This is a genomic window from Streptomyces pyxinae (assembly GCF_024756275.1).
Classification (GTDB): Bacteria; Actinomycetota; Actinomycetes; order Streptomycetales; family Streptomycetaceae; genus Streptomyces; species Streptomyces pyxinae.
Window position 1 is genome coordinate 58,380 of sequence record NZ_JANUGQ010000030.1, and the last position, 24,162, is coordinate 82,541.

The following is a 24,162-nucleotide window of genomic DNA, read 5'->3' on the forward strand; positions in this document are numbered from 1 at the left end:
CTCTTCCTCGCGACCCGGCGTCGCACTGTCAGGCCCGGGGGGCCACCTTCGACAGCCCGTTGATGATCCGGTCCATCGCGTCCCCGCCGGTCGGGTCGGTGAGGTTGGCGAGCATCTTCAGCGTGAACCGCATCAGCATCGGATGGGTCAGCCCGCGCTGGGCGGCGACCTTCATGACCTTCGGGTTGCCGATCAGCTTCACGAACGCCCGGCCCAGCGTGTAGTAGCCGCCGTAGGTGTCCTTGAGGATCCGGGGGTAGGCCAGCAGGGCGCGCTCCCGCTGCTCCGGGGTGGCCCGGGCGTGCGCCTGCACGATCACGTCGGCGGCCAGCTGGCCGGACTCCATGGCGTACGCGATGCCCTCGCCGTTGAACGGGTTGACCAGCCCGCCCGCGTCGCCCACCAGCAACAGCCCCCGGGTGTAGTGCGGCTGCCGGTTGAAGGCCATCGGCAGCGCGGCGCCCCGGATCGGGCCCGTCATGTTCTCCTCGGTGTAGCCCCAGTCCTCCGGCATCGAGGCGCACCACGCCTTGAGCACCTCGCGCCAGTCCAGCTCCCGGAAGGCGGAGGAGGAGTTGAGGATGCCGAGGCCCACGTTGGAGGTGCCGTCGCCCATGCCGAAGATCCAGCCGTAGCCGGGCAGCAGCCGGTCCTCGGGGCCGCGCCGGTCCCAGAGCTCCAGCCAGGACTCCAGGTAGTCGTCGTCGTGCCGGGGGCTGGTGAAGTACGTCCGGACGGCCACGCCCATCGGCCGGTCCTCGCGCCGGTGCAGGCCCATCCCCAGGGAGAGCCGGGAGGAGTTGCCGTCGGCGGCCACCACCAGCGGCGCCGAGAAGGTCGCCGGTGTCCGCTCCTCGCCCAGCTTCGCCGTGACGCCGGTGATCCGGCCGGTACGGTCGTCCACGACCGGCGCCTGGACGCTGCAGCGCTCGTACAGCCGGGCGCCCGCCTTCTGCGCCTGCCGGGCGAGCTGCTCGTCGAAGTCGTCGCGCTTGCGGACCAGTCCGTAGTCCGGGAAGCTCGCCAGCTCGGGCCAGTCGAGCTGGAGCCGGACGCCGCCGCCGATGATCCGCAGGCCCTTGTTCCGCAGCCAGCCCGCCTCCTCGGAGATGTCGATGCCCATGGCGACCAGCTGCTTGGTGGCGCGCGGGGTCAGCCCGTCGCCGCACACCTTCTCGCGCGGAAAAGCGGTCTTCTCCAGGAGCAGGACGTCCAGCCCGGCCTTGGCGAGGTAGTACGCGGTCGTGGCGCCGGCCGGGCCGGCCCCGACGACGATCACATCAGCGGTGTGCTCGGACAGCGGCTCGGTCACGGCGGAATCTCCCGAAGACTCGAAATTGCTCGGAATTTGCGTACCCGAAGGCACCGGTCAAGGGCAGTCTATGGGGGTAGGCCGCCGCCGATCCGAAGGGCCACCGATGACCCAGCTGCTCCCCGACGCCGCGCCGCCCGTGTCCGGGCCGTCCGACGCCTCCGCGTCCGCGTCCGCGCCGCCCGAGCCGGTGGTACGGCTCCGGGTGCCCACCGAGGAGGACGCCTACGCCTGGCACCAGCTCTTCGACGACCCGGACGTCATGGAGTTCATCGGCGGCCGGCGCGCCGAGCTCTCCGCGTACCACGAGATCACCGCCCGCCAGCGCCGCCACGACGCCGAGCACGGCTTCTGCCTCTGGACCCTGCTGGACGACCAGGACCGGGTGCTGGGCTTCACCGGCGCCCAGCCCTGGCCGCGCCCCTGGGGGCCGACCGGTGAGATCGAGATCGGCTGGCGGCTGGCCCGCTCCGCCTGGGGCAAGGGGTACGCCACCGCCGCCGCCCGCGCCACCCTGGACCGGCTGCGGGAGCGGGGTGTCCCCCGGGTCGTCGCCATGGTCCAGACCGCCAACCTCCGCTCGGTGGCCGTCACCCGGCGCCTGGGCATGACCCTGGCCGAGACGTACGAGGTCCCCGGCCCCGGCGACCGCCGGGCCCACTGCTTCCGGCTGGAGCTGTAGGGGCCGGTCCCGGAGCCGCGCCGGGGCGTCCGGGACGGGCCGGCCCGGTGCCGCGCCGGGGCGTCCCCGGCCTCAGGCCGCCTTGACGCCCCGGTGCAGGGCGACGATCCCACCGGTGAGATTGCGCCACGCCACCTTCGACCAGCCCGCCCCCTGGAGCCGGGCGGCCAGGGCGGGCTGGTCGGGCCAGCTCTGGATGGACTCGGCCAGATACACGTACGCGTCCGGGTTGGACGACACCGCCCGCGCCACCGGCGGCAGCGCCCGCATCAGGTACTCCTCGTACACGGTGCGGAACGGTGCCCAGGTGGGGTGCGAGAACTCCGCGATCACCACCCGGCCCCCGGGGCGCGTCACCCGGTACAGCTCCCGCAGCGCCGCGTCGGTGTCCTGGACGTTGCGCAGCCCGAAGGAGATCGTCACCGCGTCGAACACCCCGTCACGGAACGGCAGCCGGGTGGCGTCGCCCGCCGTCAGCGGCAGCCAGGCGTTCCGCTTCTTGCCCTCCCGGAGCATCCCGAGCGAGAAGTCGCAGGGCACCACATAGGCGCCGGCCCGCACGAACGGCAGGGACGAGGTGCCCGTACCTGCGGCCAGGTCCAGCACCTTCTGCCCCGGCCGGGCCTCCACCGCCCTGGCGACCTCCCTGCGCCACCGCCGGTCCTGGCCGAGCGAGAGGACATCGTTGGTGAGGTCGTAGTTGGCCGCCACGCCGTCGAACATGGAGGCGACTTCGTGCGGCTGCTTGTCCAGGGATGCGCGGGTCATCCCGTCATTGTGCAGCAGGCCCCGCGCCCGCCCGGCGCGCACCCCGCGCGGCGGCGGGCACGGGATCGGACGGGCGCCGGGGGCGGGATCGCAGGACCGATGGGCCGCCGGACCGGACGGGCGGCGGGCTCGGGATCGCCCGGGCGGTGGAGACGGGACCGCCCGGCGGCGGGCGAGGCCGGCCGGCGGCGGGCGAGGCCGGCCGGCGGCGGGCGCCGGACCGGACGGGCGGCGGGCGCCGGATTCAGGCCCTCCGGTACACCAGCCGCCCGCCGACGACCGTCACCAGGCAACTGCCGTCCCCGGCAAGGACGGTGAAGTCCGCGCGCCCGCCCACGACCGGCGGCGGCGCAACGGCGCCGACCAGGACGCCCGAGCGCTGGACGGCGGTCCGGACCGGGGCCCGGGTGAACGGCCCGGCGACCGCCGTCACCCCGCGGCCCAGCATCCGCTGCAGCCCGCGCCGGGCGCTGCCGCCCCAGCGGGTGTCGGTCATCGCCGTGCGCCCGGCCGGGAACGGCTCCGTACCGAGCTCGTCCGCCTCGCGCGGGTCCGGCCAGTACAGGGTCTCCAGCAGCCGTACCGCGTCCGGCTCGTACCGCCCCGGGGCCAGGCTCCCGGCCCACTCCCGGGTACGGGCACCGGCCCCCCGGGCGGCGGCCAGCTCCTCGTACGGGCCCACGGCCACGATCCGGTCCCCGTCGACCAGCAGGGAGTCACCCGACGGCGGCCGGTGAATCGTCAGCACGGCACCACCCGGCACCCGACTCGGTTCACCCGGCCCTCAGTTGGCGTCGATCAGCTTCAGCTCGGGGTGGGCCGTGCCGCCCTCGATCGCGGTGGAGGAGATGTGCGAGGCCACCCGGTCGTCCACCGGGTCATTGGCCGGGTCGTCGTGCACCACCAGGTGCTCATAGGTGGTGGCGCGCTGCGCCGGGACCCGGCCGGCCTTGCGGATCAGGTCGATGATCTCCAGCCGGTTGGACCGGTGCTTGGCGCCGGCCGAGGAGACGACGTTCTCCTCCAGCATGATCGAGCCCAGGTCGTCGGCGCCGTAGTGCAGCGAGAGCTGGCCGACCTCCTTGCCGGTGGTCAGCCAGGAGCCCTGGATGTGGGCCACGTTGTCGAGGAAGATCCGCGCGATGGCGATCATGCGCAGGTACTCGAACAGGGTCGCCTGGGTGCGGCCCTTCAGATGGTTGTTCTCGGGCTGGTAGGTGTACGGGATGAACGCCCGGAAGCCGCCCGTGCGGTCCTGGGTGTCCCGGATCATGCTCAGGTGCTCGATCCGCTCGGCGTTGGTCTCGCCGGTGCCCATCAGCATGGTGGAGGTGGACTCCACGCCCAGCTTGTGCGCCGCCTCCATGATCTCCAGCCACCGCTCGCCGGACTCCTTGAGCGGCGCGATCGCCTTGCGCGGCCGGGCGGGCAGCAGCTCGGCGCCGGCGCCCGCGAAGGAGTCGAGACCGGCCGCGTGGATGCGGCTGATCGCCTCCTCCACCGAGACCTTGGAGATCCGGGCCATGTGCTCGATCTCGGAGGCGCCGAGGGAGTGGATGACCAGCTGGGGGAAGGCCTGCTTGATGGCCGAGAAGTGCTTCTCGTAGTACTCCACGCCGTAGTCCGGGTGGTGTCCGCCCTGGAACATGATCTGGGTGCCGCCCAGCTCCACGGTCTCCGCGCAGCGGCGCAGAATGTCGTCGAGGTCGCGGGTCCAGCCCTTCTCCGTGTTCTTGGGGGCCGCGTAGAAGGCGCAGAACCGGCAGGCGGTGACGCAGACGTTGGTGTAGTTGATGTTCCGCTCGATGATGTACGTCGCGATGTGCTCCGTACCGGCGTACCGCCGCCGCCGCACCGCGTCCGCCGCCGCGCCCAGCGCGTGCAGCGGGGCCGACCGGTAGAGGTCGAGCGCTTCCTCGGGTGTGATCCGCCCGCCCTCGGCGGCGCGGTCGAGAACGGACTGAAGGTCGGCCTTCTCGGTCACCGGAGTGTCACCTTTCGGCGGTGGGCGGGGCATACAGCGCGGACCGGACCAGCCTACGCCAGCCCTCCCGCCCCTCGTTTCCGCCCCCGTCGCACCAGTTCACCGGGACCGCGGAAGCGGACCCGGCGGCGGCCCGGGACCACCCGCCGCCGGGCCAGTGGCCGGAGCCGGGGAGCCGGGGAGCGTGCCGGATCCTCCTCCGGAAGGCGCCCGTCAAACGACATCGCGCCAGAAAGAATGAGTTACGGCCATTCCCGGACGGGCAAAGCAACTCCTGCATCATCGAGGCGGCTCATTTTATTCGGACTGGGCGGTCCGGAAATCGCCGCCCCTGATTCCCGGAACAGCTTCCATCGACTATTTCTCGCCAGCTTGACCGATTAACCGTGCCGCACACGCCGACAACCCGACGCGGACCGTCCGCTTCCGGCCCCCGCGCACGTCAACGCGCCTACACGCAAGGGTTTCAGAGGCGTGTTGCCCATGATCTCATTCACCATTGGGCCGGTTGATCAATTAGCGAACAGGGAGTTACATTCCCTCTCGCACACCCCGGCAGAACAATCGGTTCGGCACGGGGAAAAATTACGGGGAAGAAGACCGCAGGGCGCGGGTTCTGCCTGGAAAACATCGCCTGCGCTGCCGCATGCCTTCTTCCCCGGCTCACGCACTGAGGAGTGTACGTGAAGCGCAACGCTCTGCGGGTGGCCGGTGTCTCGGCAATCGCCGCTCTTGCCTTCGGGATCGCCGCACCCATGGCGAACGCGACCAACGCGGCGCCGGTGCAGCCGGTCGCGGCGGTTCGGTCGGCCGTCGCTCAGCACACCGGCTCCGTCTCACTGCCCTCTTCCGACACGGCCACCGCTTCGGCCCCAGGTGTGCCCTCGGACGCCCAGCCCGCTCCGGCCGGCGCCGGCAAGGCGGTCAAGGCCGCGTGGGAAGCCATCAAGAAGTCCGGCCTGGCGAAGAAGGCGTACGAGGCCGCGAAGAAGGGCCAGACCGGCTTCATCGACTGGGTCGACAGCCTGTCCAGCTGGAACCCCGTGAAGTGGGCCGTCAAGGCACTGCCGGGCTACATGATCCAGGAACTCATCTCCTACATCATCACCCACTACATGCCCTGATCCATCCGCCTGTCGCCGGGACTCCCCGTCTCGGCGACAGGCGCCCGCTCTTCGAAAGGCGTACGTGTGGCTCTGACCCGTGAGACCGTGATGCGCAACCTGTGGGCGTCACCCGCGCTCTTCGTCACCGCGTCCCTCACGGCCTTCGTCGTCGTGCGTTCGGACGCGGCGATCCGCGCGGGCTGGCTGTTCTACTTCGCCGGCTGGGTACCCCCGCTGATCGCGCTGGCCGCCTGCGCCGGCCGCGGGGAACGCCCGGGTGTCGGGGGGGTGTTCGCGCTGGCCGTCCTGGCCCTCTTCGGAATCCTCTTCTGGCTCAACCATGGCTGAACCGACCGCTGCCGCAGCGGGCTCGGCGCCCGGGGCGGCGGTCCGGGCCGAGGACCTGACCTGGCTGCGCCGAGGCAAGCGGATCGTCGACGGCGTGACCCTGGACGTGCCGGCAGGTGTGGTGACCGGATTCCTCGGGGCGAACGGGGCCGGCAAGACGACGACCTTGCGTCTGATGCTCGGGTTGATCACAGGACAGGGCCGCACCACCTACTTCGGTTCCCCCCTGGAACACTGGCGGGATCCCGCCCGGGTCGTGGGCGTCGTCATGGGAGGCGTGGCGGGCCATCCGCGGCACACCGTCGCCGCGCACCTGCGCATGGTGGCAGCCGGAGCGGGAGTCGCGGACAACCGCGTGGAGGAGGTCCTCGAAAGAGTGGGTCTGACCGCCACCACCGGCAAACGACTCGAAGAACTGTCCCTGGGCATGGCCCAACGTGCGGGAATCGCTCAGGCGCTCCTGGGCGATCCGGCCGCGCTTTTCCTCGACGAACCAGCGAACGGCTTGGATCCCCACTCGATCCGCTGGCTGCGCGACACCCTCAGGCAACTCGCCGAGGAGGGGAAGGCGGTCCTCGTCTCCAGCCACCTTCTTGCCGAGATGCAGCACCTTGCCGACCGGGTCGTCGTACTGGCCCGCGGACGCGTCGTGGCCCAGACGGCAGTCGGGGACCTCGCCCGTATGGGAGCCGAAGTCACCGTCCAGAGCCCTCGTGTCGCCGACCTGGCGGAGGCCGTGCGGACGCTCGGCGGCACCTTCCGGCTGCTCGGCGACGGCCGGGCGAGCATCCGGGGCATCTCACGCTTCCAGACCGGAGACCTCGCCGCCGAACGAGGGATCCCCCTCCACTGGCTCGATGAAAAGGCACTCTCCCTGGAGGACTACTACCTCTCGGTGGCGGAGGAGGAATTTCGCATCCCGTGATCCCGACGAGACACCACCCGACCTCACACTGCCCAGCAGCACACTTGACCCCAATAACCCGTGCGACAGCACTGCGTCGCGCCATGCGGTACGAGATCCGCCACCTCGCGGGGCTGCGCTCCACCTGGATCCTCCTCACAGCCATCGGCGTCCTGAGCCTGGTCGCCGGTCTCACGGCCCCACTCGGCGCGCAGGCGGGCAAGGCACCGTCCGTCTGGACGATGGTGACCGCCTTCCAGATGGACGCCGTCTCGCTGCAACTGCCACTCAGCGCGCTGCTTCTTCTGCCTGTGGCAACCGGACCGGTCGCCACGGAGCTCCTGCGGGGAACGGCCCGCACCACGTGGCTCACCGTGGCCGGCCGCCGTATGTCGTTCGCAGCCAAACTGCTGGTCGGCGGCGCCCTGGGCGCCCTGATCGCCCTGGGCGGAGCCGCACTGGTCACCGTGGCCGCGGCGACGGCCCTGGCCGTCACCGGACGTGCCCAGCCCGACTGGGCAGCCACTCTCCCGGGCCTTCTCGGCTACGTCGCCTTCATGACCTGCTGGCCGATCGTCGCGACGGCGGTCATCGCGCTCATACGCAACCGAGCCGCGTCCGTACTGCTGCTGGTGCTGTGGCCGCTGCTCGGTGAACGTCTGGCGCAGCTTCTGTTCGGGCTCGTCCCAGGGCTGCGCGGATTCGGTGACGCTCTTCCCTTCGCGGCCGGCAGGGCAGCGATGGCGGCGGGGTCCGACACGCTTCCCGAAGCCGACCGGGCCCTGGTGGAGGGCTTCGTCGGCAGCGACCTGACAGCTGCTTCGGGCGTCTCGGTCTTCATCGCCTTCACGGTGGCGATGGCTGCTTTGGGAGCGTGGTCGTACATCAAGAGAGACGCTCGCTGACACCCGGGCCGACGGCTGAACCGGACACCGGCCCGACGAGCCGTGGGCCGGGCTGTGATGGAACCGGCCGGCGCGGTGCCGGCCGGCCGTCTCGGTAGGGTTGCGGACCGTGGAGCAGAGCGGACGGGTGACACCGGATCCGGGAGCAGCGGGCCGGTACGCCGCGCGGCCCGGCTCGCTGATTGCCTGGAGGGATGCCGTCGAAGCAGCGCCGGCCGGAGTGGGAGGTCCCGATGAGCAGCCGTGCACACGAAGAGAACACGGTGACGCCGTTCCTGCGCCGGATCCGGATCAGCGACTACCGCTCCATCGCCTCCTGCGACGTACGACTGGGCCCGCTGACCGTCCTGGCCGGCCCCAACGCGGCCGGGAAGTCCAACTTCCTCGACGCGATCCGGTTCGTCAGGGACGCGCTGCGCACCTCGCCGGGGCAGGCCCTGGAGGCCCGGGGCGGTCTCGAAGAGGTGCTGCACCGGGACTCCACGGGCCGGCGGGCGGACACCTTCTGCATCCGCCTGGAGGTGCGGGTCCCGGTGGTGGAGGACGGGAAACCCACGGCCTTGGACGCCACGTACCTCTGGAGGGTGGGTGCCAACCCGAACCGCGGCGAACCGCCGGCTGTAGTGCTCCGGGAAGAGCTTTCCTTCGACGGGCTGGACGGGGGGTTCCGTTTTCCGCCGAGGTCTTTGTCGGATCACCAGGTCGTGTGGCATGACGGGACCCTCCTGGCCGACAGTGCTCGGGGAACCACCCACACGTCCGCCGTGTACTTCCGGCTGCTCTCCATGCACTTCTACGAACTGCTCACCCCGGTGTTGCGTGACATCGACAGCTCTCCGGGGCAACGCCGGAGGTTGTGGACCCTCGGAGAGCGGGGCGCACACCTGGCCCGGGTGCTCGACGTCCTCGCCCAGCGACAGCCCTGGGCGAAGGAGACCATCGACGGCTACCTCGCCGCCATGATCGAAAATGCCGTCGGGCTGGACGGTGTGGAGGTCCCGGAAGCCGATCTCGCCTACCTGGTGGGCCGATTCGCCGGCGAGGGCGGCACGGTCGCGAAAGTCGACCGCCGTTCGCTCTCCGACGGCACCCTCCGGCTCGGAGGCGTCCTCGCCGCACTCTTCCAACCACTGGCGCTCCAGGGACAGATCCCCTTCGTCGGCATCGAGGAGCCCGAGATCTCCCTGCACCCCCCCGTGCTGGGCGCCCTGTACGACGCCCTGGTCGCCGCCTCCCGCAACACCCAGGTGCTGGTCACCACCCAGAGCGCCGACCTACTGGACAACGCGGCGGCCGACCCGGCGCATCTGCTGGTCGTCCGGGACGACGGGAACGGCACCCGGATCGGCCCGATCGACAGGGCGGGCCGGGGTCTGCTCGCGGACGGCGTACTGTCCCTGCCCGATCTGTTGCGCAGCGGCGAAATGCGCCCCGAACCACTTCCCGCCGAGGAGACCGACGAGGGCGAAGGCGAGGACGCCCGGTGAGCACCGGCTTTCCCGTGATCGCGTCGATCGTGGAGGGACACGGCGAGCAGAAGGCGCTGCGCGGCCTCCTCCAGCGGCTGATCCCCCATCTGCTGCCCGGGTCGTATGCCGAGGTCCAGAGCCCGCACCGGGTGCCCCGCGACCGGATGCTCAAGCGGGATCCGCTCGCCCAGGCGCTGACCGTCGTCATGGCGCGCAGTCCGCGCCCGACCGGGGTCCTGGTGCTCCTGGACGCGGACGACGACTGCGCCGTCGGCCTGGCGCGGCAACTGCGACAGCACGCCCGGGAGACTCACGCCCATGTGCCGCTGGTGGCCGTCGCGGCGGTCCGGGAGTTCGAGGCGTGGTTCCTGGCCGGCGCCACCGGGCTGGCGGGCGTGGCCGGTCTTCCGGACGGGCTCGTGCCGCCGCCCGCTCCCGAGACGATCCGCGGCGCCAAGGAGTGGCTCACCCGGCAGATGCCCCGGGGCGCCAGCTACCAGGAGACCGCGCACCAGCCGTCCTTCGTCCAGCGGTTCGACCTCGACGCGGCGCGGTCCGGCGCGCCCTCGTTCGACAAGCTCTGCCGGGACGTCGAGTTCCTGATCACCGGCAAGACCCCCGGGCGGGACACCCAGCACTGAGGCCGGCCGGGGCCGGAAGCCGGGGAACGGAAGTCGAGGAACGGCGGGAAGGTGTTCGCGGGTTCTTCATCCCCGCGCCACTTCCGCCGAATTCCCCGGCCGCCGGTCTGCCGGAACCTCAGTAATTCTCCGGGGTGCCGGGCTTCAGCAGTTCGACCTCCACATCGGCCGGGAATCCGGTCGAGGGCCCGGTCAGCCGAGCGAATTCACGCACTCCGGCCAGTTGTTCGGCACCGAAACGGAAGTCCAGGGTCGTGAAGTACTTCTCCAGCAGCTCGGCGTCGAAAGACTCCCAGCGTGCGGCCTGTTCCGCGACTTTCCCGACCTCTTCCAGCGACAGGTCGCGCGAGGCCAGAAATGCCCGGTGCGCCTGGCGGACCATGTGCGGCTGCTCGGCCAGGTACTCCTTGCGCACCGCCCACACCGCGAAGACGAACGGCAGCCCCGTCCACTCCTTCCACATGGCGCCCAGGTCGTGCACCTGGAGGCCGAGCCGGGGCGCGTCGTGCAGCGAGGCCCGGAGCGCGGCGTCGCCGATCAGCACGGCTGCCTCCGCCTCCTGCATCATCACGCCCAGGTCCGGCGGGCAGGTGTAGTAGTCCGGCGCCACCCCGTACTGCTCGGCCAGCAGCAGCTGCGCCAGGCGCACGGAGGTGCGGGAGGTGGAGCCGAGTGCCACGCGCGCCCCGTCGAGCTCCTTCAGCGGCCGCTGCGAGACGATCACACAGGACATGACCGGCCCGTCGCAGCCCACCGCCAGATCCGGGAAGGCGACGAGCCGGTCGGCGTGCCGGAGGTACTCCACGAGGGTCACCGGGCCGATGTCCAGGTCGCCCCGGACGAGCTGCTCGCTCAGCTTCTCGGGGGTGTCCTTGGTCAGCTCCAGGTCGAGCAGCGTCCCGGTGCGGGCCAGGCCCCAGTAGAGCGGCAGGCAGTTCAGGAACTGGATGTGCCCCACCCGGGGCCGGCTCGGACCCCGGTCCGCCGCCGCACCAGGACCGGGCGTCCCGGCCGCCCCGGTCGTCGTCCGATCACTCGCCGTACCGCTCGCCGTACCGCCGCCGGGGAGGTCCGGCCGGTCCCCGGCGGTCTCGAAAGATGTGTCCACATCGCGAGGCTAGACCCGGTCCGTCCCGGAGATGCCGCCGGGTCCGCCGTCCGCCGCCGTCCCCGTTCCGTCCGCCGCCGTCCCGGCTCCGTCCGCCCCGCCGTCCCGCCCCGTCCGGCCACCAGACAGGCCGGCCGCGAGATCAACACGGAGCGGGGTCAAACATATGAGTGACGTGATCTTTCCCTCTACCCATGCACACACTCTGCGTGCTACGCTCGACGCAAGTTGCAGTTTGGTTTCCCTTGCAGTACAGAGCCTGCGGAGCATGTAACCCGCAGGCTTTTGTAGTTTTCAGACTTGTTTGCAGGTTCTGGAGCAGGGCAACCCTTTGGCCCAAGGAGGGCTTATGGCTACCGGAACCGTCAAGTGGTTCAACGCTGAAAAGGGCTTCGGCTTCATCGCCCAGGACGGCGGCGGCCCGGATGTCTTCGTCCACTACTCCGCGATCAACGCGAACGGCTTCCGCTCCCTCGAGGAGAACCAGGTCGTTCAGTTCGACGTCACCCAGGGCCCGAAGGGTCCGCAGGCGGAGAACGTCACCCCGGCCTAAGTTGCCCGGTCCGGCGATCGCGCACGGCTAGAGCAGTACCCAAGGAGCCCCTTCCCGTACCTCGTGTACGGAACGGGGCTCCTGCCCTTTTCCGGACCCCCACGATTCCGCCCTTTCCGCAGCTCACCCGCCCCGCTACCGTCCCCGGCATGACCACGGACGACCGGACCGTCGCCGTCCACCGGGTACGGGCGCTGCTGCGCGGGGCGCGGCGGCACGGCGTCGATCCCGTTCCGCTCCTCCTGGCCGCCGGGGTCCCGTCACGCCTGCTGGGCGACGAGCGGGCCCGGCTCACCCCGGCGCAGTTCGCCCGGCTCCACCGGGAGCTGTACCGGGCGACCGGCGACGAGTTCCTGGGGCTCGGCGCGGTGCCCAGCCGCCCGGGGACCTTCGCCATGATGTGCCACGCCGTCCTGGGCTGCCGGGACCTGGGCACCGCCATCGAGCGGGGCGCCGCCTTCTACGGGCTCTTCCCGGGCAGCCCGGAGCTGGCGCTGCGCCGGGACGGCGACGAGGCGGCCTTCACCGCCCGCGCCCGGCCGGCCGGGGCTGACCGGGCCGGTGTGGTCTGGGCCGGCGCCCGGGACGGGGCGGACGGCGAGACCGACCGGTTCGCCACCGAGTGCCTGGTGATCATTTGGCACCGGCTGTGCAGCTGGGCGGTGGGCCACCGGATACCGCTGCTGCGGGCCGAGTTCGCCCATCCGGCGCCCGCCCGCCGGGACGACGACTACGCCCTGCTGCTCGGCTGCCCGGTGCGGTTCCGTGCCCGCGAGAGCCGGGCGGTGTTCCCCGGCACGTGGCTGGCCGCGCCGCTCGTCCGGGACGAGGACGAGCTGGCGCGGCTGCTCCGCGGCTCCCCGGACGAGCTGCTGAGCCGGCGCGCGTACGGCACCTCGGTGGCCGAGCGGGTGCGGCGGACGCTCACCCGGGCGCTGCGCGAGGGGCCCCGGCTGCCCGCGCCGGACGAGGTGGCCGCCCGGCTGGCGATGAGCCCGGCCACGCTGCGGCGGCGGCTCGGCGAGGAGGGCACCTCGTACCGGCGGCTGGCGGACGCGGTACGGCTGGACGCGGCGCTCGCCTCGCTGGCCGGCGGCCGGGAACCGGTGGCGGAGCTGGCCGCCCGGCTGGGTTTCGCGGAGGACACCTCGTTCCACCGGGCCTTCCGGCGCTGGACCGGGACGACACCGGGCGCGTACCGCCGGACGTACGGCTCCGGGGCCGGGCCCGGCTCCGGCTCCGGGCCCGGCTCCGGCTCCAGCTCCGGCTCCGGCTCCGGGCAGGGCCTCCCGGAGCAGCCGGGCCACCTTCCGGAGCAGCCGGGCCGCCTCACGCGCGGCTCCCGGCCCGGGTTGCCGGAGCAGCCGGGTCAACAAAGCTGAGCGTCCCGGCCAGGCCCTTACTGACTGGTCAGTAGCTACCGTTCCCCCAACCCCGTACCGGACGTTGGGAGAGCCGCCATGCGTAGCCGTACGAGGGTCGTGTCATGTCTGCTGACCGCCCTCGCCCTCGCCGCCCCCGCCACCCCCGCCCTCGCGCAGCCGGCGCAGCCCGGCGCCGCGGCCGCCACCACAGCCGCGACAGCCGGCCCCGCGATATCCGGCGCCGGTGACTCCCCCGGCGACCTGGTGAGCGTCGAGCCGTCCGCCTTCCACCCGCTTCCCGGCCAGCCGACGGCCACCAGGGCATGGAAGATCCACTACCGCTCCACCTCCGCCACCGACGAGCCGAACGTCGTCTCCGGCACCGTCATCGTCCCCCAGGACGGCCGCACCGGCCCGCGCCCGCTGGTCAGCTACGCCGTCGGCACGGTCGGCATGGCGGACTCCTGCGCGCCGAGCGCCGGCTTCCCCCACGGCACGACCGTCGAGGCCAATCTCATCCAGGCGCTCACCTGGCGCGGCTGGGCGGTCGTCGTCACCGACTACGAGGGCCTCGGCACCCCCGGTGACCACACCTACACCGTCGGCCGCTCCGCCGGGCACTCCGTGCTGGACGCCGCCCGTGCCGCCCTCCGGCTCCCCGAGGCCGGCCTCGACGCCCACTCTCCCGTGGGCCTGATGGGGTACTCGCAGGGCGGCCAGGCGTCCAGCTGGGCCGCCGAGCTCAAGGACAGCTACGCCCCCGAGCTCGACGTGCGCGGCACGGTCAGCGGGGGCGTACCGGCCCGGCTGGCCGAGATGCCCGCCGTGCACGACGGCTCCTTCGGCGCCGGTCTGATGTTCATGTCGGCGCTCGGCCAGGACACCGCCTACCCCGAGCTGAAGCTGGACGACTACCTCAACGACCGGGGCCGGAAGCTGGTCAGCACGCTGCGCAACTCCTGCGTGGCGCTCGGGGCGCTCGCCGGGGCCTTCACCAAGATCTCGGACATCACCACCGAGAACCCGCTGGTCACCGCCGCCTGGCAGAACCGGCTGCACGCCTCCGACCTCGGCACCCGCGATCCCGGTCACCCGGTGTACCTGTACCACGCGCTGCCGGACGAGATCGTCCCGTACGCCCAGGGCAGCGGACTGCGCCGCGCCTGGTGCACCCAGGGCGCCGACGTCGAGTGGCACACCACCCTGATCGGTGAGCATGTGTCGACCGTCGTCACCGAGTCGCTGCGGGCCGCCAACTGGCTCGGCGACCGCTTCAACGGCCGCGCCACGCACAGCAACTGCTGACCCACCCCACCCCTCCACCGCGGGCCCGGCCCACCCCGGGCCCGCACCCGCGCGCCCGGGACCGATCTCTACCCCTGCCCCACTCTCGCCAGCAGTTCACCGGCCAGCTCCGCCGGGGACCGCTCCCCGTCCAGCAGTACGGTCCCGGCCGGCAGCACGCCGACCGCCGCCGCACAGCGTTCAATCTGTGCCAGCCCCCACCGCCGGGCCGCCTCGTCCCGCTCCGGATCGTCCGGCACCAGGACCCGCGCCCCGATCCGCCGGGCCAGCACCTCGGCGGACACGTCCAGGAAGAAGTGGTGCACGGCCACCCCGGCCGCCGCCAGCTCCCCGAAGATCTCGGCCGCGTACCCCGGATCGACCAGCGTCATCGGCACCAGCACCGGCCGCCCGTACTCCTCCACCAGCCCCACCGCCAGCGAGACGACCTGCCGCCGCCACAACCGCAGGTCCTGGAAGTCCCCCGTCGGCACCGCCACGATCCGGCGCAGCACGAAGCCGATCATCTCCGGGTCGTAGACCAGCGCCTCAGGCCATCGCCCCCGCACCTCCTCCACCAGCGTGGTCTTCCCGGCCCCGAACGCCCCGTTCACCCAGACGATCACGCATGTCCCCCCGACTCGTCCCGCCGACGGCGCCCCTGCTCCCACGCCCTCGCGCCCCACCTCAGGCTGCCGACCCTAGCCGGGCAGCCCCCGGAGCCTCGGATTCCGGGGATCCGGGGGTCGTTCGTGTCACTCCAACGAGTGGTTTGGATTCGTTCCGGGCGGTGGCGAACCGTCGCCGTCGCCAGGGTGAGCCTGATCCGCCTCGACCGGGTCCACCGCGCTGCCGGCCGGCAGCCCTCACGAGAAGAGAGTCACCATGCCCGCTGTGTTCACTGCCGCTCTGATCGCCCGGCACAGTGACAAGGCCGTCTCCGTCAACGGCGAGAAGAAGGACGACGGCACCGCCGCCGTCCAGTGGAGCTATCAGGGCGGGGACCACCAGAAGTGGAACCTGGAGGCGACCAGCGGCGGTTACTACGTCGTGCGGGCCGTCCACAGCCAGAAGGCGCTGTCGGTCGACGGCGAGAGCACGACCGAGGGTGCGAAGGTCCTCCAGTGGGGCGAGGTGACCGGCCCGCACCAGGAATGGCGCCTGGTGCAGAAGGACGACGGCTACTTCGCCCTCCAGAACCGCCACAGCGGCCAGTACCTCTCCGTCACCGGGGAGGGCAACGACAACGGCACCGCCCTCGTGCAGTGGCCCGGCGGCGACGCTCCGCACCAGCAGTTCCGCCTGGGCTGACCGCCCCGCCCGCCCTCACCGGGGCCGGTGCGGCCGGCCGACCTGCTCGCCCCGGCGGAGACGGGTGACCACCTCGGCGTCCTCCGCGACGGCCTCGGTGGTGGACAGCGCCCAGCGCATGAGCGTCAGGGACAGGTCCTCCGCCGGGATCTCACCGATCTCCGCGTCGAACGCCGCGCGGCGCCCGGCGGGAAGCGCCGCGCGAATGGCGTTGATCGTGCTGGGCAGTTCGGTCCGTTCGCCACGCACATAGGTGGTCCACGCCGACTGTCCGGTGTCGTCCATCCGTCTCTCCTCGCTCGTCGCCGGAGATCACGGTAGGCGCCTCCCCCGGCCGACAAGAAGGAGAACGGAAACCGAACAGGACCCGCCGGCCGGTCCGTTCAGCCCCACACCCCCTCCGCCAGCGCCACCCCCACCCAGACCGCGCCCAGTCCGGCGATCACGCTGGCCACGACATTGGCGGCGGCGAAGAACCTCGCGCCGGACTCCGCCAGCCGCATCGTCTCGTAGGAGAACGTCGAGTACGTGGTCAGTGCCCCGCACAGCCCGGTGCCGAGCAGCAGTCGCACCGAGCCGGAGGCGGCCCCGGAGGTGATGGCGCCGGTCAGCACGCCGAGGATCAGGCAGCCCGCCACATTCACGGTGAACGTGCCCCAGGGGAAGAGGGTGTCGTGCCGCTTCTGCACCGCCAGGTCGGTCAGGTACCGCAGCGGCGCGCCCACGGCGGCGCCCGCGATCACCAGCAGCCAGTTCACTCCGCGGGCTCCCCGCCCCGGCCGACGTACCGGATGACCTCGCAGTCATCCAGGATCACCAGACCCTCCGCGACCAGCTCGTCCAGCTGCGGCAGAAAGGCGCGGACGCGCTGCTCGTCGTCGACGATCACCACCGCCACGGGCAGGTCCTCGCTGAGCGACAGCAGCCGCTGGGTGTGGATCAGCGACGAGGCGCCGAAGCCCTCGATCCCCCGGAACACCGAGGCGCCGGCCAGCCCGGCCCGGTGGGCCCGGTGCACGATCTCGCTGTACAGCGGCCGGTGGTGCCAGACGTCGTTCTCCCCGATGAAGATCGTCACGCGCAGCGCGCGTCCGGTCAGTCTCGTCATCCCTGCCTCCACGCCCGCCACGCCACGGCCCGGCGGGTCAGCCACGCCGCACTCCACACCGCCGCCAGCGCGATCACCGGCGTCAGTCCCAGATAGAGCAGCCCCGTCCGGGCCCGCCCGCCGTCCACCAGCCGCTCGACGTCGACCGCGTAGGTCGAGAACGTGGTGAACCCGCCCAGCACCCCGGTGCCGAAGAACGGCCGCACCAGCCGGTGCGCCGCCCACGCGTCGCTGATGACGACCATGAACACACCGATGACCGCGCAGCCGGCCCCGTTCACCCAGAGGGTGGTCCACGGAAAGCCGCCCTCCGCCACCGGCCACGCCAGGGACGCCCCGTACCGCACCGAGGCCCCGATCGCCCCGCCCAGCGCCACCACCCCGACCACGGGCACCTGGGCCCGCCACGGGGCGGCCCGCTGAGCGGGTACGCGAAGGTCGACGTCCGGGTCGGTGGGCTCGGCGGGTGCGGCGGGCCCGGTGGGTTCACCCACTCCCGGGGGCTGCGAGGACCGCTTCATCAGGGCGCACACTCCTACTCGCCGGGCACCCCGCAGGCTCGGGGCACGCATGATCGCAAGTAGGGACCGTTGGCGGCGCCGGTGCCGCGGTTCGGGTACGGCGGGCCCCACCGCCGCGCGGCCGCCCCGTCCGGGACCGCCGCCGGCCACCAGCGTACGTCACGGCGCGTATCGGGGCAGGTCGGCGGTGGGGATGGTCCAGCCCGCGATGGTGACCTCCTCGCCGTACAGGAAGTCCTTGCGCGTGGCGTACCGGGGCCCCTCCGGGGTCGGGTGGATGTCCGTGAAGACCGCCCCGCTCCCGGTACGGGGGTCGAAGACCGCGTACACCGGGATGCCCAGCGAGGGGTGGTCCCAGGTCTTGCCCACCCAGTCGTTGTCCGGGTTCGACCGGGAGACGATCTCGATCGCCGCGACGACGGTGCGGGGGTCGGAGGAACCCTCGCCCTCCATGTCCTCCAGCGCGATGACCATGATGTCGGGGTGGCGCAGCAGGCCCTCGGGCTCGTGCTCCACGTCGGGCGTGCCGGTGTGGGCCGCCACCTCCTCGGGCAGCACGCGCTCCAGCCGCCCGCGCACCCGCAGAGCGGTCAGCTCGTGGGGACGACCGGGCGCCTGGAGGTCGTGGACGATGCCGGTACCGGAGATCTCCAGCTTGCCGGGAACCCCCCGGTACCGCGTCCGCTTCACCGCCGCCCGCATCTCCCGGTAGCGGCACACCGTCATGGCGCAGGGGTCCCCGCCGGGCGGCAGGTGCCGCAGCGGCCCGGTTCGGTGGCGCGGAAGGCGCGGTCGCAGGCGTCGCAGGTCTGGAAGGGCAAGGGGGCCGGGGGCGCGGCGGGCAGGGGTGGCGGGAGCAGGGAGGTGAGGCGGTGGGCCAGCAGGCCGGCCGGGTGGTGCAGCTCGGGCGGCAGACAGGCGGTGAGGGTTCGGCGTACGGCTCCGGGCTCGGCGTCCCGCTCCAGCCAGGCCACCACCGCCGGGGCCAGGCGCGTCACCTCCCGCTCGGAGAGCAGCAGCCGGGGGTCCGTCCGGCGCAGCCCCACCAGCAGTTCCGCCGCCTCCCCCAGCCGCCCGGCCGCCTCCGGCACGGGCAGCGGCTCGGCGGCCGGACGCACAGGCTCCGGCGCGGGACGCACGGGTTCGGGCTCCCGCTCCGGCTCGGCGGCGGGCGGCTCCACCACCGGTGCGGACGGCTCCACCACGGGCGCGGGCGGCTCCGCCACCGGTGCGGACGGCTCCACCACGGGCGCGGGCGGCTCAAGGACCGGCGCGGGCTCGTGGCGTACCGGCTCGCGCAACGGCGGCGCGGGCTCGTGGCGTACCGGCTCGGGCAGGGAGTGCGGGCGGTTGTACGAGACGGTCCTCGGCAGCAGCCGGCCGCTGGGCAGCCGCTCCACGGAACGCTCCAGGTACCCGGCCTCCTCCAGCTCCCGCATGTACCCGGCCACCCGCTGCTCGCCCTCCGGAAAGCGCTGGGCCAGGCACCGGATGGAGATCCGCGTCCCGGGGCGGAGCGACTGGATGTGCACGGCGAGGCCGATGGCGCCGAGGCTCAGCTCGCGGTGCTGGGCGAGGTGGTTGCCGACGACCGTGTAGCTGTGGCGGTGCGGGGAGTTGACGTGTACGACACCGGTCCGGTGGGTCCTCGTGGCAACGGAGGACGCGGCGCGCGAGGGCGCGCTAGGGTGCTGCTCAGCCATCGGGAAGCGTCTTCTTCCTCGTTGGTCAGGCCCTCGATCGGGATGCCAGTCCCGGCCGGGGGCCGTCGTGTGTCCGGGGTTGTCGCGGCGAGCATATGCCAGCCAACCCGACCGAAATCCAGCCCAGTTGCCGCAATACACCCGACCGAGTGACGGGGAGGCGGGTGGGGTGGGGAAGGTATTTCCCTCCGTACTTTCTTCTTCATGCGCCGTGTCGCACCGCGACGCGGTTCGCCGCGACGCGGGTTCCCACGACGCGGTGACACCGACGACGACCGGAGGATTCCATGAGCCCGCAGCCCGAACCCCTGATCCCTTCGCAGGCCCCGCCCATGCGGACCCTGGCCGAACTCCGCGACGCCCTGCACCGGCACGGCTTCCCCGGCGATCCGGCGGCCTTCGAGCGGGAACTGGCAGACGCGGACCTGGACGAGCCGGACCGGATCCAGGAGATCGTCCAGGCGTACCGCCACCGGGTACTGCTCCACATCGACCCCGAGGCCATGGCCGCTCTCCGCCGCTCGGCCGAGGACATCGACGGGGAACTGCGCCGCAGGATGGCCGGGAAGGCCCTCCCCAGGGTGCGCCGGCGCCTCGGTGTACTCATCGAGCCCGCTGAAGAGAGAGGCGGCACTTGGGGCCCATCAGATGAGGGAGAGACCGCCCCCTCTGAGCCGGTCAGCCCTTGCGGCCCAGGTGGATCACGGTGACCCGTACCTTCCCGGCATCGATCTCGTACACCACGCGGTACAAGCCGATGTGGATGCGCAGCAGATTGGCGCTGCCGAAGGCACCTCTGGGCCTGGGATCGTCGGCGAGGTGGTCCACCCTGGTGAAAACCTGACGAACGCCATGAGGGTCGCTTTTGGCGAACCGCTCCGCCTGGGAAAGCGCCTCGGGCTCCCAAATGACCTGGTACCTCATGACTCGTCACCGCCGAACACCCGGCGCAGCGCTTCATCGTGCGGTACGCCTGCGGCCTCGCCCGTCTCCTGGCGCTCCCGGTAGGCGGCCACGGCTCGCAACTCCTGGAGTTCCAAGGCGCCTTCCGGACTGATCAGCACGGCAACGGTGCGCCCCTGGTCAGTGATGAGGACCGGTTCGTTGGTGGCTTCGACGTCTTGGACCAAGGCGTGGAGGCGCTCGCGGGCCTCCTCGATCGAGTAGCTGGTTTCCGTCATGCCCGGCACGCTATCGAGGCGCCTGCGGGGCTGTGAGCGCTTTCCCCGGACGAGTCGCGGGCTCAGGGCACGGCAGGAAACGCGTGACCACCGCGTTCGGGCCTTCGCCTCTCGGGCGCGCCGGGCCCGACGACCCGAGACGCCCCGGCACCTTGACAGGGGGAGACGTGGATCACACGCGTCCATGTCACTGGGAAGCGGGCTGTCTCGTCCCAGGGGTGTCGCCACTGACGAGCACGGAGGAGCACACCATGGACGCGCGGCTGAACTATGTCACCGGTCCGACCACCGGCAAGACCTTCAAGCACCTGATGGCGGCGGGCCGGGCGCTCAAGGAGTCGCCGCTGCCGGCCGTGACGCAGGAGCTGGTGGCGCTGCGCGTCAGCCAGATCAACGGCTGCGCCGCCTGCATCGACATGCACACCAAGGAGGCCGCCGCCGCCGGGGAGACCCCGGTGCGGCTGAACCTGGTGGCGGCGTGGCGGGAGGCGACGGTCTTCACCGAGGCCGAGCGTGCCGCGCTGGAGGTGGCGGAGCAGGGCACCCGGGTCGCGGACGCGGGCGAGGGGGTCAGTGACGAGGTCTGGGCGCGGGCCGCCGGGCACTACGACGAGGGGCAGCTCACCGCCCTGACCGTCCTGGTGTCCTTCATGAACATGGTGAACCGGCTGAACATCATCGCCCGGCGGCCGGCCGGCGACTACGAGGTCGGACAGGCCCACTGAACGGCCGGCGCCGGACGCCGCTGCTGATGCCGGGGAACCCTGCCCGCACCGCCGGCGGACCGGTTGGTCAACGGGAGACGTCCGCGCCGACGCGTACGGCCGGGCGGGAGGTCCTCGGGAAATCGGGAAATCGGGAAAACAGCGAGCACGGGAGCAAGGGAGCAGGGGAGTCGGTGTGAGCAAGGTCGAGGAGTTCGAGGAGCTGCGGCCACTGCTGTTCTCGATCGCCTACCGGATCCTGGGCAGTGTGAGCGAGGCCGAGGACGCGGTGCAGGAGTCCTGGTTGCGCTTCGACGGCTCGGCCACCCGGCCCGTGTCGGCGAAGGCATTCCTCTCCACCACGGTGACGCGGATCGCGATCGACGTGCTGCGCTCCGCACGGGCGCGGCGGGAGGAGTACGCCGGGCCGTGGTTTCCCGAGCCGCTGCTCACCGATCCGTATCAGGATCCGGCACGCTCGGCGGAGCTGGCCGAGTCGGTGTCGATGACGGCCCTGCTGCTTCTGGAGCGGCTCAGCCCGCTGGAGCGGTCGGTGTTCGTGCTGCGCGAGGTGTTCGGCTTCGGCTTCGACGAGGTGGCCTCGGCGGTGGGGCGTTCGGAGCCGGCGTGCCGGCAGTTGCTCGTACGGGCGCGGCAGCACATGCGGGCCGGGCGGCCGCGGTTCGCGGCGGACCGTCAGGAGCGGCAGGAACTGGCGACACGGTTCTTCGACGCCCTCCGCGAAGGCGACGTCACCGGTCTGCGGGACCTGCTCGCCGCCGATGTGTCGATGGTCGGGGACGGCGGCGGCAAGGCCCCGCAGCTCGCCAGGGCCGTGACCGGCGCCGAGAACGTGGCCCGGCTGCTCGCCTCGGTCTTCCCCCGACTGGCCGTGATCGACGTGACCTTCGAGCCGCGCGAGGTCAACGGCCAGCCGGGAGCGATCTTCCGCGACCGGGACGGCAGGGTGCTCCACACCTTGGCCCTCGATGTGCTCGACGGGCAGATCCGGACCATCCGCTCGGTACTCAACCCCGACAAGCTCGGCCACCTGGGGCCGGTCGCGGACGCCTGGGCCGTCAGCCGGGAAGTGAAGCGGGCCCGCCGGCAGCCGAGGTGACCTCCGGACCGGGGTTCCGGGTCCCGTACCGGGTGGCGGGCGCCGAGGCGGCCGGCCGGGTGGCGGTCAAGGGCGGGGCTTCCCGTACAGGGACTCGATCTCGGGGGCGAAGTCGCGGGAGATGGCGGCGCGTTTGAGCTTGAGGGAGGGGGTCAAGTGACCGGAGTCCTCGGTGAAGTCGGTGGTCAGGACGCGGAAGGCGCGGATCGACTCGGCGCGGGAGACCAGGCGGTTGGCCTCGTCCACGGCGCGCTGGAGGGCGGCGAGCAGTTCCTCGTCCTCGACCAGGGCGGAGAGGGGAAGGGCCTCCTTCTTGCGCATCCGGCGCCAGTGGGCGATGCCGTCGGGCTCCAGGGTGATGAGGGCGGTGATGAAGGGCCGGTTGTCACCGACGACCATGCACTGGCCGACCAGCGGGTGGGCGCGGAGCCAGTCCTCCAGCGGGGCGGGGGTCACGTTCTTGCCGCCCGAGGTGATGATCAGGTCCTTCTTGCGGCCGGTGATCGTGAGGTAGCCGTCCTCGTCCAGGGTGCCCACGTCGCCGGTGGGCAGCCAGCCGTCCGGGCCGGTGAGCGGGACGGTCTCGGCGCGTGAACCGTCCCAGTGGCCCGCGCAGACATGGGCGCCGCGCAGCAGGACCTCGCCGTCCTCCGCTATGCGCACCGCCGTCCCGGGGAGCGGGCGGCCGACGGTGCCGAAGCGGGGGCGGAGCGGCGGGGTGACGGTGGAGGCGGCGGTCGTCTCCGTCAGGCCGTACCCCTCGAAGACATGGATGCCGGCGCCCGTGTAGAAGGCGGTGAGCCGGCGCCCGAGCGGGGAGCCGCCGCAGATGACGTAGCGGACCTTGCCGCCGAGGGCCGCCCGGATGCGGCGGTAGACCAGCGGGTCGTAGAGCGCGCGGGCCGCCCGGAGGACGTGGGACGGGCCGGGCCCGGTGCCGTGCCGGGCGGCCTCCACCGCCTCGCCGTACCGCCGCGCGATCCCGGCCGCCCGGTCGAAGGAGGCGGCGCGGCCCAGCTTCTCGGCGGTGGCCCGGCCGGTGTTGAAGACCTTCTCCAGGACGTACGGGATGGCCAGCAGAAAGGTCGGGCGGAAGCCGGCCAGGTCGGTGAGGAGGTCCTCCGTCCTGATCGAGGGCGCGTGGCCCAGCCGGACCCGGGCCCGCAGACAGCCGACGGCCACCATCCTTCCGAAGACATGGGAGAGGGGAAGGAAGAGAAGAGTGGCCGCCGGGTCCTTGCTGACCGACTTGAAGACCGGGTGCAGCAGCTCGATCGCGTTGTCGACCTCGGCGAAGAAGTTGCCGTGGGTGAGCACACAGCCCTTGGGGCGGCCGGTGGTGCCCGAGGTGTAGACGAGGGTGGCGATCGAGGCGGGCCGGACCCCGGCCCGGCGGGCGGCGATCACCTCGTCGGGCACCTCGAGCCCGGCCGCCCGGAGGGTGTCGATGCCGCCGGTGTCGAAGGCCCAGAGGTGGAGGAGGGCGGGGAGTTGCTTGCGCTCCGTGCTGACCAGCCGCGCCTGGGCCGGATCCTCCACGGCGCAGGCGACCGCGCCCGAGTCCTCAAGGATCCAGCGGACCTGGAAGGCGGAGGAGGTGGGGTAGATCGGTACGGTGACCAGCCCGGCGGCCCAGGCGGCGAAGTCCAGCAGGGTCCACTCGTAGGTCGTACGGGCCATGATGGCCAGCCGGTCACCCGGCCGCAGCCCCTCCGCCACCAGTCCCCTGGCGACGGCCAGCACATCGGCGGCGAAGGCGGCCGCGGTGAGGTCCGTCCAGACGCCGTCGGAGTTCTTGCGGCTGATGACGGTGGCACCGGGGGCCTCGCGGGCGTTGATGAAGGGGATGTCCCCCAGGGAGCCGGTCGGGGGCGGGGCGACGAGGGGCGGTTCGCTGACCTCGCGGGGCGGGGGGGGGGCGGGGGGGGGGGCGGGGGGGGCGGGGGGGGGGGGGGGGTGGGGGGGGGGGGTGGGGGGGGGGGGGGGGGGGGGGGGGTGGGGGGGGGGGGGGGGGGGGGGGAGGGGGGGGGGGGGGGGGGGGGGGGGGGAGGGGGGGGGGGTGGGGGGGGGGGGGGGGGGGCGGCCG

General features: G+C 72.4%; 29 protein-coding genes. 14 read left to right on the forward strand and 15 right to left on the reverse strand.

Going from position 1 to position 24,162, the window contains the following annotated elements; translation table 11 throughout:
• Positions 1-28: 28 nt before the first annotated feature.
• Positions 29-1,312, reverse strand: a complete 1,284-nt coding sequence (locus tag NX801_RS26325; RefSeq protein WP_258790413.1) for a geranylgeranyl reductase family protein — start codon at positions 1,310-1,312, stop codon at positions 29-31.
• A 106-nt stretch (positions 1,313-1,418) separates the two neighbouring features.
• Between NX801_RS26325 and NX801_RS26330 the strand changes: the two genes are divergently transcribed.
• Complete coding sequence (locus tag NX801_RS26330) at positions 1,419-1,994, forward strand: GNAT family N-acetyltransferase (RefSeq protein ID WP_258790415.1); 576 nt, start codon at positions 1,419-1,421, stop codon at positions 1,992-1,994.
• Positions 1,995-2,066: 72 nt separating this feature from the next.
• On the opposite strand, the gene NX801_RS26335 is transcribed toward NX801_RS26330, so the two are convergent.
• The 3 genes from NX801_RS26335 to mqnC form a co-directional block, all read right to left on the reverse strand.
• Entirely contained in the window at positions 2,067-2,762 is a 696-nt protein-coding gene (locus tag NX801_RS26335) for a demethylmenaquinone methyltransferase (RefSeq protein WP_258790416.1), read from the reverse strand.
• Between the two features lie 244 nt (positions 2,763-3,006).
• Positions 3,007-3,510 (reverse strand): imidazolonepropionase-like domain-containing protein, encoded by a 504-nt coding sequence (locus NX801_RS26340; RefSeq protein ID WP_258790417.1) that lies wholly within the window; start codon positions 3,508-3,510, stop codon positions 3,007-3,009.
• A gap of 36 nt (positions 3,511-3,546) precedes the next feature.
• Positions 3,547-4,746 carry a cyclic dehypoxanthinyl futalosine synthase gene (gene mqnC, locus NX801_RS26345; protein WP_258790418.1) on the reverse strand — a complete coding sequence of 400 codons (1,200 nt, stop codon included), beginning with the start codon at positions 4,744-4,746 and terminating at the stop codon, positions 3,547-3,549.
• 683 nt (positions 4,747-5,429) lie between these two features.
• Here mqnC and NX801_RS26350 point away from each other — a divergent pair.
• The 6 genes from NX801_RS26350 (at position 5,430) to NX801_RS26375 (ending at position 10,119) form a co-directional block, all read left to right on the forward strand.
• Complete coding sequence (locus tag NX801_RS26350; RefSeq protein WP_258790419.1) at positions 5,430-5,870, forward strand: hypothetical protein; 441 nt, start codon at positions 5,430-5,432, stop codon at positions 5,868-5,870.
• A gap of 66 nt (positions 5,871-5,936) precedes the next feature.
• On the forward strand, positions 5,937-6,200 hold the full coding sequence (locus NX801_RS26355) for a hypothetical protein (protein WP_258790420.1): 264 nt from the start codon (positions 5,937-5,939) through the stop codon (positions 6,198-6,200).
• Positions 6,193-7,125: an ABC transporter ATP-binding protein gene (locus tag NX801_RS26360; RefSeq protein ID WP_258790421.1), complete on the forward strand. Its 933-nt coding sequence runs from the start codon at positions 6,193-6,195 to the stop codon at positions 7,123-7,125. Before NX801_RS26355 ends, NX801_RS26360 begins: the two co-directional genes overlap by 8 nt.
• A gap of 83 nt (positions 7,126-7,208) precedes the next feature.
• Positions 7,209-8,009, forward strand: a complete 801-nt coding sequence (locus NX801_RS26365) for a hypothetical protein (RefSeq protein WP_258790422.1) — start codon at positions 7,209-7,211, stop codon at positions 8,007-8,009.
• 233 nt (positions 8,010-8,242) lie between these two features.
• On the forward strand, positions 8,243-9,496 hold the full coding sequence (locus NX801_RS26370; RefSeq protein ID WP_258790423.1) for an AAA family ATPase: 1,254 nt from the start codon (positions 8,243-8,245) through the stop codon (positions 9,494-9,496).
• A complete protein-coding gene (locus tag NX801_RS26375; RefSeq protein ID WP_258790424.1) occupies positions 9,493-10,119 on the forward strand; it encodes a DUF4276 family protein in 627 nt (208 codons plus the stop codon). Before NX801_RS26370 ends, NX801_RS26375 begins: the two co-directional genes overlap by 4 nt.
• 118 nt (positions 10,120-10,237) lie before the next feature.
• On the opposite strand, the gene NX801_RS26380 is transcribed toward NX801_RS26375, so the two are convergent.
• Positions 10,238-11,077 (reverse strand): menaquinone biosynthetic enzyme MqnA/MqnD family protein, encoded by an 840-nt coding sequence (locus NX801_RS26380; protein ID WP_258790448.1) that lies wholly within the window; start codon positions 11,075-11,077, stop codon positions 10,238-10,240.
• A gap of 499 nt (positions 11,078-11,576) precedes the next feature.
• Between NX801_RS26380 and NX801_RS26385 the strand changes: the two genes are divergently transcribed.
• The 3 genes from NX801_RS26385 to NX801_RS26395 all read left to right on the forward strand — a co-directional run bounded on the left by NX801_RS26385 (position 11,577) and on the right by NX801_RS26395 (position 14,449).
• Positions 11,577-11,780, forward strand: coding sequence for a cold-shock protein (locus NX801_RS26385; protein WP_125658861.1), 204 nt, complete (start codon positions 11,577-11,579; stop codon positions 11,778-11,780).
• Positions 11,781-11,929: 149 nt separating this feature from the next.
• A complete protein-coding gene (locus NX801_RS26390; protein WP_258790425.1) occupies positions 11,930-13,162 on the forward strand; it encodes an AraC family transcriptional regulator in 1,233 nt (410 codons plus the stop codon).
• A gap of 78 nt (positions 13,163-13,240) precedes the next feature.
• Positions 13,241-14,449, forward strand: a complete 1,209-nt coding sequence (locus tag NX801_RS26395) for a lipase family protein (protein WP_258790426.1) — start codon at positions 13,241-13,243, stop codon at positions 14,447-14,449.
• Between the two features lie 68 nt (positions 14,450-14,517).
• Here NX801_RS26395 and NX801_RS26400 read toward each other — a convergent pair whose 3' ends face one another.
• The gene (locus NX801_RS26400; RefSeq protein WP_258790427.1) at positions 14,518-15,054 is read right to left on the reverse strand and encodes a P-loop nucleotide/nucleoside kinase family protein; all 537 of its coding nucleotides are present in this window, start codon (positions 15,052-15,054) and stop codon (positions 14,518-14,520) included.
• 259 nt (positions 15,055-15,313) lie between these two features.
• Between NX801_RS26400 and NX801_RS26405 the strand changes: the two genes are divergently transcribed.
• A complete protein-coding gene (locus tag NX801_RS26405) occupies positions 15,314-15,739 on the forward strand; it encodes an RICIN domain-containing protein (protein WP_258790428.1) in 426 nt (141 codons plus the stop codon).
• A gap of 15 nt (positions 15,740-15,754) precedes the next feature.
• Here NX801_RS26405 and NX801_RS26410 read toward each other — a convergent pair whose 3' ends face one another.
• The 6 genes from NX801_RS26410 to NX801_RS26435 form a co-directional block, all read right to left on the reverse strand.
• A complete protein-coding gene (locus NX801_RS26410; protein ID WP_258790429.1) occupies positions 15,755-16,024 on the reverse strand; it encodes a hypothetical protein in 270 nt (89 codons plus the stop codon).
• A 98-nt stretch (positions 16,025-16,122) separates the two neighbouring features.
• A complete protein-coding gene (crcB, locus tag NX801_RS26415) occupies positions 16,123-16,497 on the reverse strand; it encodes a fluoride efflux transporter CrcB (protein WP_258790430.1) in 375 nt (124 codons plus the stop codon).
• Complete coding sequence (locus NX801_RS26420) at positions 16,494-16,847, reverse strand: DUF190 domain-containing protein (protein WP_258790431.1); 354 nt, start codon at positions 16,845-16,847, stop codon at positions 16,494-16,496. The genes crcB (NX801_RS26415) and NX801_RS26420 overlap by 4 nt, the downstream gene beginning before the upstream one ends.
• Positions 16,844-17,368 carry a fluoride efflux transporter CrcB gene (crcB, locus tag NX801_RS26425; protein ID WP_258790432.1) on the reverse strand — a complete coding sequence of 175 codons (525 nt, stop codon included), beginning with the start codon at positions 17,366-17,368 and terminating at the stop codon, positions 16,844-16,846. Before crcB (NX801_RS26425) ends, NX801_RS26420 begins: the two co-directional genes overlap by 4 nt.
• 159 nt (positions 17,369-17,527) lie before the next feature.
• Positions 17,528-18,094 carry a Uma2 family endonuclease gene (locus NX801_RS26430; RefSeq protein WP_258790434.1) on the reverse strand — a complete coding sequence of 189 codons (567 nt, stop codon included), beginning with the start codon at positions 18,092-18,094 and terminating at the stop codon, positions 17,528-17,530.
• Positions 18,091-19,071, reverse strand: coding sequence for a helix-turn-helix domain-containing protein (locus NX801_RS26435; RefSeq protein WP_258790435.1), 981 nt, complete (start codon positions 19,069-19,071; stop codon positions 18,091-18,093). The genes NX801_RS26430 and NX801_RS26435 overlap by 4 nt, the downstream gene beginning before the upstream one ends.
• A 287-nt stretch (positions 19,072-19,358) precedes the next feature.
• On the opposite strand from NX801_RS26435, the gene NX801_RS26440 reads away from it, so the two are divergent.
• Complete coding sequence (locus NX801_RS26440; protein WP_258790436.1) at positions 19,359-19,781, forward strand: hypothetical protein; 423 nt, start codon at positions 19,359-19,361, stop codon at positions 19,779-19,781.
• Here the strand turns inward: NX801_RS26440 and NX801_RS26445 are convergent.
• Both NX801_RS26445 and NX801_RS26450 read right to left on the reverse strand, forming a co-directional pair.
• Positions 19,750-19,995: a type II toxin-antitoxin system RelE family toxin gene (locus NX801_RS26445; RefSeq protein ID WP_258790437.1), complete on the reverse strand. Its 246-nt coding sequence runs from the start codon at positions 19,993-19,995 to the stop codon at positions 19,750-19,752. The genes NX801_RS26440 and NX801_RS26445 overlap by 32 nt on opposite strands.
• Positions 19,992-20,252 (reverse strand): type II toxin-antitoxin system Phd/YefM family antitoxin, encoded by a 261-nt coding sequence (locus tag NX801_RS26450; RefSeq protein WP_258790439.1) that lies wholly within the window; start codon positions 20,250-20,252, stop codon positions 19,992-19,994. Before NX801_RS26450 ends, NX801_RS26445 begins: the two co-directional genes overlap by 4 nt.
• Positions 20,253-20,503: 251 nt before the next feature.
• On the opposite strand from NX801_RS26450, the gene NX801_RS26455 reads away from it, so the two are divergent.
• Together NX801_RS26455 and NX801_RS26460 are read left to right on the forward strand one after the other, a co-directional pair.
• Entirely contained in the window at positions 20,504-20,977 is a 474-nt protein-coding gene (locus NX801_RS26455; protein ID WP_258790441.1) for a carboxymuconolactone decarboxylase family protein, read from the forward strand.
• Positions 20,978-21,152: 175 nt separating this feature from the next.
• The gene (locus NX801_RS26460) at positions 21,153-22,076 is read left to right on the forward strand and encodes an RNA polymerase sigma-70 factor (protein WP_258790442.1); all 924 of its coding nucleotides are present in this window, start codon (positions 21,153-21,155) and stop codon (positions 22,074-22,076) included.
• A gap of 66 nt (positions 22,077-22,142) precedes the next feature.
• Here NX801_RS26460 and NX801_RS26465 read toward each other — a convergent pair.
• Positions 22,143-24,162 (reverse strand): AMP-dependent synthetase/ligase (locus NX801_RS26465; RefSeq protein WP_428986241.1); only part of this gene is annotated, 2,020 nt, incomplete at its 5' end.